Below are 15581 nucleotides of genomic sequence, written 5' to 3' on the forward strand. Positions count from 1 at the left end.
GGTTATGCCCGGGATGGCGGTAGGTCTTACCTATTTGTCCCGTATCAGGTCGACAATTCGGTAGATTTTTGCACCAGGTGGCAGATACTGGTAGGATCGATCGGATCGAGAGGCTCCCATGATCGAAGACCAGGACGCGCGGATTCTGGCCCACCTCCAGAATGACGGCCGCGCCACCAACCAGCAGCTCGCGGATGAGGTCGGCATGTCGACCTCGGCCTGCTGGCGCCGTGTGCGCGCGCTGGAGGAGAGCGGCGTCATCCGGGGCTATGCGGCCCTTGTCGCGCGCGAGCAGGCGGGCTTTGCGATGTCGGCCATCCTCCACGTCTCGCTGGAGCGGCACGACGCAAAATTCGTCGACGAGTTCGTCGCGCGCGTGACCACGCGGCGTGAGGTGCTGGAGTGCTTTGCGACCACGGGCGATGCCGATTACCATTTGCGCGTCGTCGTGCAGGACATGGCCGCCTACAACAGATTCCTCGACGAGTTCATGTTCCGCATCCCCGGCATTCGCTACGTCCGCAGCAACGTGGTGCTGAAGGAGATCAAGACCAGCGTGGCGCTGCCGTTTTGAGTTTGCGGCGTATTCAAATCTGTCTCCTCACCCTGAGGAGGCCGCGCAGCGGCCGTCTCGAAGGGCGAGGCTGCAGCCGGGCCTTCATCCTTCGAGACGCTTGCTTCGCAAGCTCCTCAGGATGAGGATCAACAGCTACCGATGCTCCCGCACAAATCTGTTCCGCAATGTCCCGATGCCGGTGATGTCGATCTCCACGACGTCGCCACGCTTGATGTCCGGCGAGGCGCCGTCAGTGCCCATCCAGATCACGTCGCCGGGCCATAGCGTAAAGTATTTCGTCAGCTCGACCAGGAACGGGACCACGCCGAAGATCATGTCGTTGGTGTGGAAGCGGTTGGTCTCCTTGCCGTTGACCCTGACGATCGTCTGCATTTTGGCGAGATCGGCTTCGGTCTCGATCCATGGGCCCATCGGCTTGAAGGTGTCGGCGTTCTTCGAGCGCCACAGGCTGCGGTCGGCCTTCTGCCAGCTTCGTTCGCTGACGTCGTTGCCGATGGTGTAGCCGAATACGCAATCCATCGCGTTCTGTTTGGTGAGATGCTTCACCTTCTTGCCGATGACGACGACCAGTTCGCCCTCGTAGTGGATCTTGTCCGTCGCAAAGGAGGGGATCACGACCTCCTCGTCATGCGCGATCAGCGCGTTCTGGGCGCGATAGCCGATCTCGGGACGATCGGGCACGGCCGGTACCTCGCCGCGCTTGTCGGCGGCTTCCTTCAGGTGCTTCAGATAGTTCAGGCCGACGCAATAGAACGTCCGCGGGATCAGCGGCAACTCGATCTTGACCTGCGACAAGGGAAGCGTGCGCGAGGTGCGCTGCCATTCGCCGAACGGTTCGCCGTCGACCGCAACCACCTGATCACCCTCGACGATGCCCCAGGAGGTCTCGTTCGAGGCGGTGAATTTCAGCCAGCGCATGTCGTGTCCTCGTTGTTACTCCGCTGCATCGCGCGGTTGCACTTTCCAGGCGCCGGCGGCCGGCCGCCTCAAGCCGAGATTTTCCCGCAGCGTCTTGCCGCGATACTCCTTCTGGAACAAGCCACGCCGCTGCAATTCCGGCACCACGTGGTGCACGAAGTCGGCGTAGGAGCCGGGCACGTAGGTCGCGGCGATGACGAAACCGTCGCAGCCGCGCTCGACGAACATTTCTTCGAGCTTGTCCGCGATCTCCTTGGGGCCGCCGACCATCGCATCCTGGACCTGGCCGCGGCCGGAGAAGGTGACGAAGTCGCGCGCGCTCGGATTACTCTTGCCGGAATTTTTCAGCACGCCGTCGCGGATGCCCAGAATGCCCTGCATGCTCTTGAGCTCGTCCGTCGTCAGCGGCTCGTCGAGGTCCTTGGAAGCGAAATCGTAGTTGAGCGCTTCGGCCAGCAGCGACAGCGCGTCGATCTGGAGCGGCAGCTTGTTGATCAGCGCCATCTTGTCTTCGGCTTCGCTCTTGGTCGCGGCGCAGACCGGCGTCGTCAGGTTGCAGAGGAACATCTGGTCGGGATCGCGGCCGGCCTTCGCGGCCTCGTTACGTACCGCCGCATACCCGTCCTTGGCCGCAGCGAGGTTGCGCGCGGCGGTGAAGATCACCTCGCCCCATCGGCCTGCAAAGCGCTGGCCGCGGCCGGACGCGCCGGCCTGGATGATGACGGGATGGCCCTGGTCCGAGCGCGGCACGGTGAAGGGACCGCGCGACTTGAACGCCGGTCCCGTGTGATCGAGCCGCTTCACTTTGCTCGGATCGGCAAAGCGGCCGCTCTTTTTATCCATGATCAGCGCGCCGTCTTCCCAGGTGTCCCAATGGCCGAGCACGACCTCCATGAACTCGTCGGCCTTGTCGTAGCGGGAATCATGTTCGGGATGGGAGTCGCGCCCCATGTTGAGCGCCTCGCCGTCATTGAGCGACGTGACGACGTTCCAGCCCGCGCGCCCGCCGGACATCAGATCGAGCGTTGCAAAGCGGCGCGCGACGTCGAATGGCTCGTAGTACGTGGTCGAGCAGGTCGCCCCCAAACCGAGATTTTGGGTGACGAGGCCCATCGTGGTCAGCACGATGAGCGGGTCCATCTTCACGCAGCGGATGCCGTATTCGACGGTGTGGGCGTGGTCATTGCCGTAGCGGTCCGGCATCGCCAGGCGATCATCGAAGAAGGCCATGTGGAACTTGCCGGCTTCCAGAATCCTGGCGATCTCCTGATAATAATCCGCCGACATCGAATCATTGCGTGAGTCTGGATGCCGCCATGAGCTCGGCAAGTTCGTGCAGTTCTGCGCCTGGAGGAAGCCGACCAGTACCATCTGCCGCGTCATGCTGCTTTTCTCCAAAATTCGGTCAGGCCAGATCGAGGATGGTGTCGAGCCGGTAGTCCTGCGCCAGTGAGCGCAGCTTGTCCCAGGTCGCATCCTCGATCTCGATGCCGTCGCGCAGGCGCTGCTGCTCGCGCAGGCCCTCGAGCTCGCCGGGATAGTAGACCCCCGTGCTGCCCGCGGATGGCGGCGTCGATTTCAGATAGCGTGCGAACTCGCCGACCTCGCGCTTGAACTCCTGCAGCGGGCGGAACGCGGCGACATTGAACACCGCCATGAAGCATCCGTCATTGTGCCGCCCCGTGGGCTCGACACCGAAGCCGAGACCGGTGAGCAGGCCGCACAGCACCTCCACCATGGCGGCGAGGCCGCTGCCCTTGTAGCCCTCGGTGCCGCCGAGCGGCAGCAGCGCGCCGCCCTTGCGATACTGAGTGGGGTCGGTGGTATGCCGTCCCTCGGCATCGATGATCCAGCCCGTCGGGATCTCCTCGCCGCGGGCGACCGCGAGCTGGATCTTGCCGGCCGCGACCGCCGAGGTCGCCATGTCCAGGTAGAACGGCGCGTCGAGATCCGACGGCACGGCGATCGAAATCGGGTTGGTGCCGAGCCGCGCTTCCTTGCCGCCGAACGGCGCCACGTGCTTCGGCGAGCGGCCGGAATCGGCGGTTGCGATCCCGATCATGCCTTCGCGCATCGCCATCAGCGGATAGGCGGCGAGGCGGCCGACATGGCTCTGCCGGAACACGGTGCAGGCGGCGACGTTTGCGGTCTTCGCCTTCTCGATCGTCAGCGCCATCGCCCTGGCGTTGACGTGGAAGCCGAACCCCCAATGGCCGTCGATCACGGTCGTGGTCGGCGATTCCTGGACGATGGACCATTTGGCGCCTGGCACGATGTGGCCCGCCTTGATGCGGTCGATATAGGTGGGAACGGCGATCACGCCGTGGGAATCATGGCCGGCGAGATTGGCGTTGACGCAGCCGATGGCGACCGCGTCGGCCTCTTCCTCGGAAGCCCCGGCGGCACGGAGCAGCACAGCGCTGATGCGCGTGAGGCGGTCGGCCTTGACGATCGGCATGGCGTTTCCCCGGCTTGGTGCCCTTAACGGGCGGCTCGTTGGCAGCCATCGTCTCAAAGCGCGGCTGCGATATCAATCTCCCGTAAACCAACACAGGGCTGCAAATTCGTAAAGAGACCGCGCACTCGGTCGAGGATACGTCCCGCGCGGCGGTATTTTCGACGGTTTGGCGAAGGGCGTTCGCAGCTCGTTCACTTTGATCGATGGTTTGCGGCGCGCAATAACGTCCGTTTAGGCGATGGCCGTTCATAAAGTGCCCGGGATAAATAGGCAGAAATGCCCGGGAGCTGAGATCGTGCCGACGACACTCGCGCGCACCTTTGCGGCGTTGAGCGCCATAAACGAAGCGATCCTCTACGCGAAATCGCCGGACGAGCTGTACCAGAAGGTCTGCGACGCCGGGTTTTCGAGCGGGGATTTTTTGGCCGTTGCCGTGTTCCTGGTCGGAGCGGATGGCCGGCGGCTGCAGTTTGCGGCCGGCTGCGGCGATGACATTCCGCGGCTGAGCTCCATCACGATCACGACGGACGCCGGCACACCCGAAGGGTTGGGCGTTGGCGGCGAAGCTTTTCGCGATCAGAAACTGTGCGTCAGCAATGACTATCTGAACGATCCGCGATCGCTGGCGTGGCGCGCGGGCGCGGCCGAGGCCCGGATCGGCGCGGCGGCAGCATTGCCGCTGCTCTGCAACGGCAAGAGCGTCGGCGTGCTGTACGTGACCCGCCGCGAGGCAGGCTCGCTGAACGAGCAGATGGTGTCGCTGTTCGAGCGCATGTCGGCCAACATTTCCTATGCGCTGGACAATTACGCGCGCGAGACCGCGCGGCAGACCGGTGAGCGGGCGACCCGCCGGCTCAACCGCATGTTCGGCGCGCTCAGCGCAACCAATGAAGCCATCCTGCGCGCCAAGACCGAGCAGGAGCTGTACCAGCTCGTGTGCGACGCCTCCGTCCATGGCGGCAAGTCGCTGGCGACCATCGTTCTGCTCCGCGAACCGGATTCGCACTGGATGATTCCGGTCGCGTCCACCGGACAGAACCTCGAACTGGTCACCCAGGCCCGCTACTCGATCGATCCGGACAATCCCTATGGAAGGGGCATATCCGGCGAGGTGTTCCGGACGCAAAAAGCCATCGTCGAGGAGGATCTCGCCAGCCGCACCAGGGGCTCGCCGTGGGAGCAGGCCAACATCAACACCGGCGTTGCCGCCTGCGTGATCGCGCCGCTGATCAGGCGCGGCGAAAGCGTCGGCGTCCTGTTGTTCTTCATCAGCCGGTCCTGGGCCAAGGACGAGGAGATCGTCGCGCTGCTGCTGCGGATGGCGGAGAACGTCTCGTTCGCGCTGGACAATTTCGGACGCGAGGCTGACAAAGCCAGGATCGCCGTGGAAGAAGAACGCCTGGCCCGGATGTATGCGGCGCTCAGCGCCACCAACGAGGCGATCTTGCGCGCGCGGTCGCGCTCCGAGCTGTTCGACCTCGTCTGCGAGGCGACGGCCAAGGGTGCCAAGTTCACCTCGGTCACCATTGCGCTCGCCGATCGTCGCGCCGAGCTGCTGCGCGTCGTCGCCTGCTATGGACCGAATGCGGACCAGGTCCGCAGCTTCAAATTCTCGACCTCCGACCAGGTGCCCGAGGGCCGGGGGCTGACCGGCACTGCGTTCCGCACCTGCCAGCCCGCGGTCAGCAACGACGTGCTGTCCGATGACCGCATCAAGCCCTGGCAGCCGAGCGCCCGTCGCAACGGGATTGCGTCCTCCGCGGCGCTGCCGCTCTTCAACGGCGATCGCGTCGAGGGCGTGTTCCTGTTCAACTCTCCGGAGCGCGACACCTTCACGGGTGAATTCGTCGAGTTGCTGCGCAAGCTGCAGGCCAATGTCGCCTTCGCGCTGGAGAATTTCGACCGTGCCGACGAGAAGGCGAAGGCAGACAAGCAGCGCAGCAGGTCGAGCGGCATGTTCGAGGCGCTGAGCGCCACGAACGAGGCCATCATGCGCGCCAAGACCCGCGAGGAGCTGTTCGAGGTTGCGTGCCAGGCGGCCGTGCTCGGTGGCGTCTTCGCGTCGGCGACCATCGGAATCACGGACGAAAAACGCGAGCTGGTTCGCGTCGTCGCGGTCAAGGGACGCCTCCAGGAGCGAATGGTTGGACGTACTTGCGACGTCTCTCCCGATCATCCCGAGGGTCGGGGAATCATCGGCACGTCATTGCGCACGCGCCGGCCCAGTGTGATCAACGACTATCTCAACGACCCGCGATCGGCGCATTGGCATTCCAAGGCGGCTGAAGACGGAACCCGGGCCGCTGCCAGCTTCCCACTGCTGCGGGCGGGCCAGGAGCCGATCGGCATCCTGCTTTTCCTCGCGCCGGAAGAGAACACATTCACGCCAGATATGGTCGAGCTGCTCGGGCGCCTGGCCGAAAACGTGTCGTTCGCACTGGATAATTTCGATCGCGCCGAGGAAAAGGCCCGCACCGAGGCGCAGAAGGAGCGCCTGACGCGCATGTTTGCGGCGCTGAGCGCCACCAACGAAGCGATCATGCGGGCGAAGTCGCGCGCCGAGCTGTTCGACCTCGTGTGCCTTGCGGCGTCGGACGGCGCCAAGTTCACCTCGACCACGATTGCACTGGCCAGGGCCGACAGCGACCAGCTCGAGATCGTCGCGAGCGCTGGGCCGTCCGCCGACACCACGCGCAGCGTCCGTCTCTCCGTCGACCCCGACCGGCCGGAAGGCCGCGGCATGAGCGGCACGGCGTTCCGCACCCGCCAGCCCTGCATCAGCAACGACTATCTCAACGACGATCGCGTTCGCGTATTCCACCCCATCGTCCGCGCCGATGGCGCACGGTCGGGTGCGGCGTTCCCGCTCGTCGCGCATGATCAGGCCGTTGGCGTCATGATCTACATGTCGACCGAACCGGGCACTTTCACGACCGAGTTCGTCGAGCTGCTGCAGCGTCTCGCCCACAACGTCTCCTTCGCGATGGAGAATTTCGATCGGGCAGACGAGAAGAACGAAGCTGACGAGCGGATCGAATATCTCGCCTCGCACGATAGCCTGACCGACCTGCCGAACCGCGAGACGTTCAACGGGCTGCTGCGCGAGGCGATCGACGAAGCTCAGCGCCACGATCACCGCTTTGCGGTACTGTTCATCGACCTCGACCGTTTCAAGGTGATCAACGATTCGCTGGGCCACGAGGCCGGCGACCTGCTCCTGCTCGAAGTGGCGAACCGGTTGCGCGGTGCGCTGCGGGCAAGCGACGTGGTGGCGCGGCTCGGCGGCGACGAATTCGTGGTGATCCTCGACCAATGCGGCGAGATCGACGACGTCCAGCGCATCGCGTCCGGGCTGCTGGCGGCGCTCGCCGAGCCCATGGAGCTGGCCGGCCACGAGTGCCACACCACGGCTTCGATCGGCATCGCGATGTACCCGGCCAACGGCTCCGACGCGCAGACGCTGACCAAGAACGCCGACATGGCGATGTATCTCGCCAAGGAGGACGGCAAGAACGGCTGTCGCTTCTTCTCCAAGGAAGTGAAGACGCAGTCGATCGAGCGGCTGTCGCTGGAGAGCGCGCTGCGCCGGGCGCTGGAGCGCGACCAGTTCTCGCTGAACTACCAGCCCAAGGTGGACATGGAGACCGGCCAGATCACCGGCGTGGAAGCGCTGCTGCGCTGGACCCACCCCGATCTCGGCAGCATTTCGCCGGCGCAGTTCATTCCACTTGCGGAAGAAACCGGGCTGATCGTGCCGATCGGCCGCTGGGTGGTGAAGGAGGCCTGCGCGCAGGCCATGGCCTGGCAGCGCCGCGGCCTGCTGCCGGTGTCGATGGCGGTCAACCTGTCGCCGCGGCAGTTCGCCGACGAGCATCTGTTGCAGGACGTCGACGAGGCACTGGCCGCAAGCGGCATGTCGCCGGTGCTGCTCCAGCTGGAAGTTACCGAGAGCATGATGATGCGCAACGTCGGGCGCGCGCTGAAGGTGCTCGACGCCATCCAGAGCCGTGGCATCCGCCTCGCCATCGACGATTTCGGCACCGGCTATTCGTCGATGTCCCTGATGAAGCATTTCCCGATCGACACCATCAAGATCGACCGCTCCTTCGTGCGCGACCTGCCGCAGGATTCGGAAGACCAGGCGATCGCACAGGCGATCATCAGCATGGGCAAGGCGCTCGGCATGACGGTCGTCGCTGAAGGCGTCGAGAACGCCGAACAGGAGGCGTTCCTGCGCACCCACGGCTGCGACGAGATGCAGGGCTTCCTGATCTCGAAGCCGCTGCCGGCGCGGGAGATGGCCGAACTGCTGCGGCCGATGGTCCTGCCCGTTGCGCCGCCGCTCCAGCCGGAGCCCGATCTGGGCGCGGCCGAAGCCGCCGCGTCACGGCTGAAACGCGCTGCCGTCTGACGGCTGCGGATGCAGTTCGCGGAGGTCCTCTTCCCTGATTGCCGCCTTGCACGGAAAATCATCCGGCCAGGCAAGCGAGGTTTGTTCGGCGAACAGCGTGAGAAGGGTATGCGCGCCTTCGGCAAAGCTCGAGCCGTCGCCCAGGCCGAGTTCACGACACCAGGCCTGCCGCATCGGTTCGCGCGCGTCGAACACCGCCATCGCCGGTCCCCACCACCAGGCCGGTGCCGGCGAGCGTTTGTCCTCGGGCACGGCATGCCAGAGGACGAGCTCGCCCATCACGCGCTCGAATTGCAGGCTTGCGGCCTGATGCATTCGTGCTCCTTGGGCCGCGCCTGAAAGCAGGCCGATGCGCGGACTCGATTGTGGCCTTCGCTGTGAAAAATCGGCTCGCGCTGTTGGTCGAGCCACGTGTGCCGCTTCCATTGGCGGCCAAGGGCGGCCGGCATGGTCGCCGCCGCTGACTGTGACAATCTCTTTAGCCGCTAAGGGTCCCGACCAGCAAGGATAATACGGCGCCTAGCGCGATTTGAGTGGATGCGCTTTCTGGTGCCAGGCCCAGGCGGTCCGGATCACGGTGGAGAGGTCGGAGTGGCGCGGCGCGAAGTTCAGCACTTTTCGCGCGGCGGAGGGGTCGGCGACCAGATAAGTGGGATCGCCGGCGCGGCGCGGCTTGACGGTGTGCGGCACCTCGCGCCCGGTTTCCCGCCGGATCGCGTCAAGGATCTCCCGCACGGAGAAGCCCGCACCGGTTCCGAGATTGAAACTGCCGCCGGAATGTCCTTCCTCCAGCAGCTTCAACGCCGCAAGGTGCGCGGCCGCCAGGTCGGTCACGTGGACGTAGTCACGGATCGCCGTGCCGTCGGGCGTGGCGTAGTCGTCGCCGAACAATGCGAAATCGACATGTCCCTGGAGTGCCATCATGGCGCGCGGAATGAGGTGGGTTTCGTTGTCACGCAGCTCGCCGATGCCGCCGGCCGGATCGGCGCCGCTGGCATTGAAATAGCGCAGGCAGAACGCGCCGAAGCCATAGGCCGCGCGATAATCGGCGAGCATGCGCTCGATCATCCATTTCGACGCGCCGTAGGGATTGATCGGCGCGCAGGGGAAGTCTTCCGGCAGTGCCTTGGAATCGGCGTTGCCGTAGACGGCGCCGGTCGAGGAGAACACGATGCGCCGGCAGCCTGCACTCCGCATCGCCTGCAGCAGCGACAGCGTGCCCTGGACGTTGTTGACGTAGTATTTCTGCGGGTCGGTCATGGACTCGCCGACGAGGCTTGCCGCCGCGAAATGCATCACCGCCGTGACCTTGTGCTCGGCGAAGGCGCGCGCCAGCGCCGCGCCGTCGAGCAGATCGCCGGCGATCAGCGGGCCGGCGACGAAGTTGCGATGGCCCGTCGAAAGATTGTCATAAACGACGGGTTGATAACCGGCGGCAGTCAGGGCGCGGCAGGCATGCGAGCCAATGTAGCCCGCGCCTCCTGTGACGAGGACGATCGGTCGGTCGGTCATGTCGTCGTCTACTCAGCGATTGAAGGGCCGGTTGCGGCTAAAGAGAAGATAGAGCGCGCGGGGGTTGGTGGTCAAATAGCGCCAGAACAGGCGGCGAGGCTCGAGCATGGTGCGCCAGGCCCATTCCAGCCCGACCTTCTGCATCCATTGCGGCGCGCGCGGGCGGCTGCCCGACAAGAAATTGAACAGGCCGCCGGATGTCTTGATGACGCCGACATTGGTGAGTAACGGCGTGTATTCCTCGACGAATGCCTGCTCGTTTGGAACGCCCAGCGCAACCCACAGATAATCGGGTGCGAGCGCGTTGATCTCCTCGACCTTCGCACGTAGCGCCTCGCCGCGCAGATAGCCGTGGCTGTAGCCGACGATTTTGAGGTTGGGATACATCTTCTGGACGTTCTCGACCGCAGCGGCATTCTCGGCCTCGCTGGCGCCGAACATGTAGAAGGTGCGGCCGACCGCTTCAGCCTTGCGCGCGACGACGTGAAACAGGTCCGTCGTGGCGACGCGCTCGGGCAGCGGAAACCAGGATTGCAGTCTGGAGGCCGCCACCAGCGGCTGGCCGTCGGCGTTGATGAGGTCTGCGCCGCGGAACAGGCGTTCGGTCTCCGGTTCGGTCGAGCAACGCGCCAGCACCTCGCCATTGGCCGAGGTCAGGTGCAGCGGACGTCCGATGCGATGGCGCGGATCGGTCGCCTCGATCATGAAATCGGCGGTCGCTTCCAGGTCGAGCGCGGCCATGCGAAGGCCGCCGATGGTGATCCGCGGCACCTCGGCGGTTGCGGCACGGCCATCCTGATTGATGCGGCGCTCAAGCATATTGTCTGCCTCGCTGGCGCGCTTGGGCCATAGGGGTGAGCTCGTCGAGCACGACGCCGACGAGCTTGCGCTCGGCGCGGCCGAGCGTGTTCAATATCTCTTCCAGGCCATCGTTGATGTCGAGGCTGGTCGGCAGCACCGCCACCACCGCGTCGACGTCGTCGAGCAGCTTGCGGCTGCCGGCCGTGAGTGGCGCCGCGGGACCGTCGAGGATGACGAGGTCGTAGCCGCCGGCGGAGCGGGCCTGCGTGATCGCCTTGCGGATGGCCTCGGTGGCCTTGCCGGCATCGTTCTCGCCGGCCGGCAATACCGAGATGCCGTTGACCGTCTTGATCTCGCGCGCGGCCTTGCTGCCGATCGAGAGCCAGCCGAGCTTGCTCGGCTCGACCTTGCCGGAACGGTTGACCTTGTTCGAGAGCGAGTGTGCCTGATGGTCGGCATCGATCATCAAAACGCGAGCGCCGTCGCGCGCGGCAGCGAGTGCGAAATTCAGCGCGGTCACGCTGCGCCCGGTGGTCTCACCGGCACCGACGAGCGCGATGACCGGCATCGCCTTGCCGCCGGCGCGCCGGGTTACCGCTGCGCGCATGTCGCGCCAGGCGTTGAGCAGCGTCGTCAGCGGAAAGCCGGGGCGCAGCGTCGGCCAGCCCAGCCGGGTAAGATCGACGCCGTCGCCACCGGTGGCGAGAATGGCACCGAGCGTGTGGATGACGTCGGCTTCCTGGAGCCGCGCGATCAGCGGCTTTTCGATCAGGGGCTTTTCGGCGATCGAAGGTTGCAGCGGTGGTGCGGCGAGTTCCGGCAGAGCGGACACGACTTCCGGGATGCGTGAATCCTGCTCGGCCCGCGCAGTCTCCGGAGCCCGCGACGTCTCCGGAGTCCGGGGAGCTTGCGGCGCCGGAGTGCGATTGGGACGGGCGGGCGCGGACGCGGGTGCGCCGGCGAGCAGCAGCTCGGCTGCGACGAACCAGCTCGCAGCAGCGATTGCGCCGACGGTGAATCCGATCATGGCGAACATGCTCATCGCCGGCGGGAACGAGCGCCGCTGCGGCACCGTCGCTTCGCCGATGATTCGGGCCGCCGAGGTGTTTAGCGTCTCCTGCTCCTCGGTCTCGCGCGAGCGCTTGAGGAAGGACTGATAGACGTCGCGGCTGGCATCGGCCTCGCGCTCCAGTTCGCGCAGACGCACGGCGGCCTGGCTGAGCTGGACGCTTTGTCGCTTCTGCGCCTCCAACGCCCGGTTGAGCGAGGCTTCAAAGTCGCGGGCTCGCGTCAGATCGTTCTTGGCGGACTGGGCGAAGCGGTCGATCTCTTCGTTGATGGTGCGCTTGAGATCCTCGACCTGCTTCTCGGTCTGGCGCAGCGCCGGGTGGCGCGGGCCGAGCTCGCCGGCCTGCTCCGCATATTTCTTGCGCGCGTCGGCGTATTGCGCTCGCAGGTTCGCGATGGTCGGCGATTGCAGTGTCTCGGTGTTCGCGCCGGCATCTGCTGTGGTGCGGCGGCTCGCCTCGATCTGGTCCAGGCGCGCCTGCGCATCCATCGTCGCCGCGCGGGCGGCTGAAAGCCGCTGGTTGCTGGCGGAAAGCTGCTGGTCGCTGATCAGCGCGTCCTGGGTGCCGACGAAATTGTTCTGGGCCTTGTAGGTCGCGAGCACGGTCTCGGCGTTGCGCAGCCGCTCGCGCAGCTCCTTCAGGCGGCCGGAGAGATCGTTGGTGGCGCGCCGCGCGGCCGAAGCCTGCGAGTTGCGGGATTCCATCAGGTAGGCGCTGGTCAGCGTGTTGGCGAGCATCGCCGCCTTCGCCGGATCGGTCGACCAGACCTCGATGTCGACGATGAAGCTCTTCTCGGTCTTGCGGATCGTGATGTGCCGGTTCAGCGCCTCGAGGGCCGCCAGCTGCACTTCCTTCTTCTCCGCGGCGGAGGGCGCGCGGGGCTGAAGGCCGATCAGGCCGAGCAGCGACGACATCAGGCTGTTGCCGTCACCGCCGCCGCCGAATTCGGGATCCTTGTCCAGATTGGCCTGCTGGATCACCTGCAGCAAGACGCTGTTCGAGGTGATCAGGCGCGCCTGGCTCTCGACCACCATCGACATGCCGGAGACATCCTGCGCGCGCGGCGTGAGCTCGCGATCAACGAGTTGAAGCTCGCGCGGATCGACGTAGAGCTGGGCAGTGGCGGTATAGCGGGGTGTCAGGCTCTTGCCAGCGGTGACGGCAAGCGTCGCACCGAGGAGCGCCGCAGCGGCAATCGCGATCTTCCGTCGCCAGAGCAGGTTGACGAGCTCCAGCACGTTGAAGCCGGTCTGGGGCCGCTGCTGCGGGGCCTCCGGTCGGGCCCGATCTATCGGCTGGTTATAGTCAAGCATGAGCCCCAGCTTTCATTCCAACTATCGCGTGCTGAGGGGTTAGTCTTCGTTTCTTGCCACGCACCAGGGATATAGGTGCCCAATCAACGCAACAGGGAAAATTAACCATACTCATTGAGGGACTATTCACCGAAATGGCAAACAAAGCGTTTAAGCGCAGGCCACTCTTCGACGCATCGCCGTGACATGCGGGATCGCGGGGTCCCTCGGAGATTAACGGTTCGTTACCGCGCGCTGCGTGGCCGCGGAGCTTCGCTCTCCTTGCGACCGGGCGCGCGCGTGTCATGGCTGTCAGCTCTTCCGCAGGATGACGTGATAGTCGCCGCGGCGGACATCGGTCCCGCGCGGAAGCACGGCGTTCATGACAGAGGCGCCGGCGTCGACCAGGGCTGCGAACAGCGGCTTGCGCCGGCGCATCTCGGGATAGCGTGGGCTTTCGACCTCACGGCGGTAGATCATCTCCAGACCGTTGGCGGCAGCGAACGCTTCGAGCCTCGGCAGCGTCACCAGGGGATGGAAGAAGGTCGGGAACGGCGGCTCGCCCGGCAGGCCGGCATCCTTGATGCCGCGGATATTCCGGTAGAACCAGACGTGGAACCAGTGCGGCGAGTATTTGGTGACGACGCCGGACAGCGAGTGCGGATTGGGTGCGCCGATCAGGATCATCCCGCCCGGCTTGAGCGCGTCGCGGAAGTTCAGCAGCGCGGCATCGACCTGGGGCAGATGCTCGATCACGTTGTAGCAGATCACCAGATCGAAGCTTTCGCGGCCGAAGCGGTAGGTCTGAACGTCGCCGAGGATCGCTTCGTCCGCATAGCTGTTGTTGCGCACCTGCTCCTCGTCGATGTCGACGACCGTGACCTTGCTGCGGCTCAGCAATTCCGGCGGCAGAACGCTGCACGAGCCGCCGCCGGCCTCATAGGTGGCGAGCTGGCCCTGCGGCAGTTCGCGGCGCAGCAAATCGTGGACGGCGAGCAGGCTGTCGCGGGCTTCACCGGGGACGAGATCGTGCAGCGCCTGAGCGGGCGCAGCGGCCGCGGCCATCGGGATCGTCGTGGCTGTCGCGAAATCAATCGTGGCTGGCTTGTTCATATTTTCTGACCGCGCTTGTTCGACTCAAATTTACAGGAAAAATCCCGCATGCCCGTAGAGCAAATCCGATGCTGCGACGCTTCACCCGTCGCGGTGCTTACGGTCGGGTTAATGCGCACAGGCGTTAACTACCGTATCGTCCGCGCCGGCCGCCATTGGCACGGTGGACCGCGAATTGCAGTATCACGCGCGCAGGGTTTCGCAGGAGAAACACGCGAAAGCGGTTAAGCGTATGGACGGCGGGAGATCGGCCTGGTGCCGTGACGAGCCTCGCGACGGCCGTTCGTTTCGGGACGCATTTGTCCCGCGGCGATGTGCCGTCGTGGGACGGCACCGATCCGCGGGATCGAAGCAGGGCTTTTTCAACACATCTCGGACATCTAGAGCGTCATGACATTGATCCCGACAGACCTGTCCGCCGCGCGCATCTCGGATGCCGTGCGCGATCCCAATCGGGAGATCGCGGCGAGCTCCCGGGTCATCGACCTGTCGGTCGGCATCGTCGTCTGCATTCCCTGCTTTCGCCGCCCGCAGCACCTGCGGCTGACGCTGGACTCGCTCGCCAGCCAGCGCACCCCGCGCTCCTTCGCCGTCGTCATGGTCGAGAACGACGCGGCGGGACGGGAAAGCGCGCCGGTCGCCGCGGAGTATCTCGCCGCCGGCAGGCTCCAGGGCGTCTGCCTGGTCGAGAGGCGGCAGGGAAACTGCCAGGCGATCAACGCCGCGTTCGAGACGGCGCAGGCGCTGTTTCCCGCCGCGACCCGCTTCCTGATGATCGACGACGACGAGATCGCCTCGCCCGACTGGCTCGAGCTGATGGTTCGCACTGCGGAGGCCACCGGAGCCGACGTGGTCGGCGGGCCGGTGCTCCCGGTCTTCGACGACGACAGCAGGCCCTGGCTTGCGCGCCATCCCGCCTTCCGTCCCGCCTATGACTACAGCGGCGCGGTGCCGCTGATCTATGGCTGCGGCAACTGCCTGATCACGCGGGCGGCGTTCGAGCGGTTCGACCGCCCCGCCTTCGACCTGCGCTTCAACTTCCTCGGCGGCGGCGACTGCGACTTCTTCGTGCGATGCCGTGATGCCGGCATGACATTCCACTGGACGGCGGAGGCGGTCATCACGGAGACGGTGCCGCAAAGCCGGACCAGCCTCGGCTGGATCGCAAAGCGAGGCCTGCGCATCGGCGCGATCAACTATCGCGTGCAGTCCAAGGCCGCGCAGGGCGCGGCGGCGCGGGTGCGGGTGTTTGTGCAGATGCTCGCAAGGTTGCCGTTGTCGCTGGTGCGCACGGCCGGCCTGCTGCCATCGTCGAAGGCCGTCGTGGCGATGCATCCCGTGATGGTCGCGCTCGGCTCCGTGCTCGCGGCGTTCGGCATCGAGCCGAAGCCCTACGAAGCCTCGAAGATCGTGTCCTGATGCCGCAGGA

11 protein-coding genes are annotated in these 15581 nt (G+C 65.4%); 3 read left to right on the forward strand and 8 right to left on the reverse strand.

The annotated features are described in order from the left end of the window. Positions 1-118: 118 nt before the first annotated feature. Entirely contained in the window at positions 119-574 is a 456-nt protein-coding gene (locus JQ572_RS02360; RefSeq protein WP_211381369.1) for an Lrp/AsnC family transcriptional regulator, read from the forward strand. Positions 575-709: 135 nt separating this feature from the next. Here the strand turns inward: JQ572_RS02360 and JQ572_RS02365 are convergent, their stop codons facing one another. Genes JQ572_RS02365 through JQ572_RS02375 form a run of 3 tightly spaced genes read right to left on the reverse strand, consistent with a single transcriptional unit; the run spans position 710 to position 3953 of the window. Further along, positions 710-1495, reverse strand: coding sequence for a fumarylacetoacetate hydrolase family protein (locus tag JQ572_RS02365; RefSeq protein ID WP_211381370.1), 786 nt, complete (start codon positions 1493-1495; stop codon positions 710-712). A 15-nt stretch (positions 1496-1510) separates the two neighbouring features. Then, complete coding sequence (locus JQ572_RS02370; protein ID WP_211381371.1) at positions 1511-2878, reverse strand: LLM class flavin-dependent oxidoreductase; 1368 nt, start codon at positions 2876-2878, stop codon at positions 1511-1513. A gap of 22 nt (positions 2879-2900) precedes the next feature. After that, positions 2901-3953, reverse strand: coding sequence for an Ldh family oxidoreductase (locus tag JQ572_RS02375; RefSeq protein WP_211381372.1), 1053 nt, complete (start codon positions 3951-3953; stop codon positions 2901-2903). 295 nt (positions 3954-4248) lie between these two features. On the opposite strand from JQ572_RS02375, the gene JQ572_RS02380 reads away from it, so the two are divergent. Continuing rightward, a complete protein-coding gene (locus tag JQ572_RS02380) occupies positions 4249-8364 on the forward strand; it encodes a bifunctional diguanylate cyclase/phosphodiesterase (protein ID WP_211381373.1) in 4116 nt (1371 codons plus the stop codon). Here JQ572_RS02380 and JQ572_RS02385 read toward each other — a convergent pair. The 5 genes from JQ572_RS02385 to JQ572_RS02405 form a co-directional block, all read right to left on the reverse strand. Further along, positions 8338-8679, reverse strand: coding sequence for a hypothetical protein (locus tag JQ572_RS02385; RefSeq protein WP_211381374.1), 342 nt, complete (start codon positions 8677-8679; stop codon positions 8338-8340). The genes JQ572_RS02380 and JQ572_RS02385 overlap by 27 nt on opposite strands. A 204-nt stretch (positions 8680-8883) precedes the next feature. After that, positions 8884-9876 (reverse strand): UDP-glucose 4-epimerase GalE, encoded by a 993-nt coding sequence (galE, locus tag JQ572_RS02390; RefSeq protein WP_211381375.1) that lies wholly within the window; start codon positions 9874-9876, stop codon positions 8884-8886. Between the two features lie 12 nt (positions 9877-9888). Then, positions 9889-10695, reverse strand: a complete 807-nt coding sequence (locus JQ572_RS02395; protein WP_211381376.1) for a WecB/TagA/CpsF family glycosyltransferase — start codon at positions 10693-10695, stop codon at positions 9889-9891. Continuing rightward, positions 10688-13060, reverse strand: coding sequence for an exopolysaccharide transport family protein (locus JQ572_RS02400; RefSeq protein ID WP_211381377.1), 2373 nt, complete (start codon positions 13058-13060; stop codon positions 10688-10690). Before JQ572_RS02400 ends, JQ572_RS02395 begins: the two co-directional genes overlap by 8 nt. Positions 13061-13351: 291 nt before the next feature. Further along, positions 13352-14152 carry a class I SAM-dependent methyltransferase gene (locus tag JQ572_RS02405; protein WP_211381378.1) on the reverse strand — a complete coding sequence of 267 codons (801 nt, stop codon included), beginning with the start codon at positions 14150-14152 and terminating at the stop codon, positions 13352-13354. A 390-nt stretch (positions 14153-14542) separates the two neighbouring features. Between JQ572_RS02405 and JQ572_RS02410 the strand changes: the two genes are divergently transcribed. Then, positions 14543-15571, forward strand: coding sequence for a glycosyltransferase family 2 protein (locus tag JQ572_RS02410; protein WP_211381379.1), 1029 nt, complete (start codon positions 14543-14545; stop codon positions 15569-15571). The last annotated feature ends 10 nt before the right edge of the window (positions 15572-15581 follow it).

The organism is Bradyrhizobium sp. SZCCT0153 (assembly GCF_018129995.1).
In the GTDB taxonomy this organism is placed as follows: domain Bacteria; phylum Pseudomonadota; class Alphaproteobacteria; order Rhizobiales; family Xanthobacteraceae; genus Bradyrhizobium; species Bradyrhizobium japonicum_G.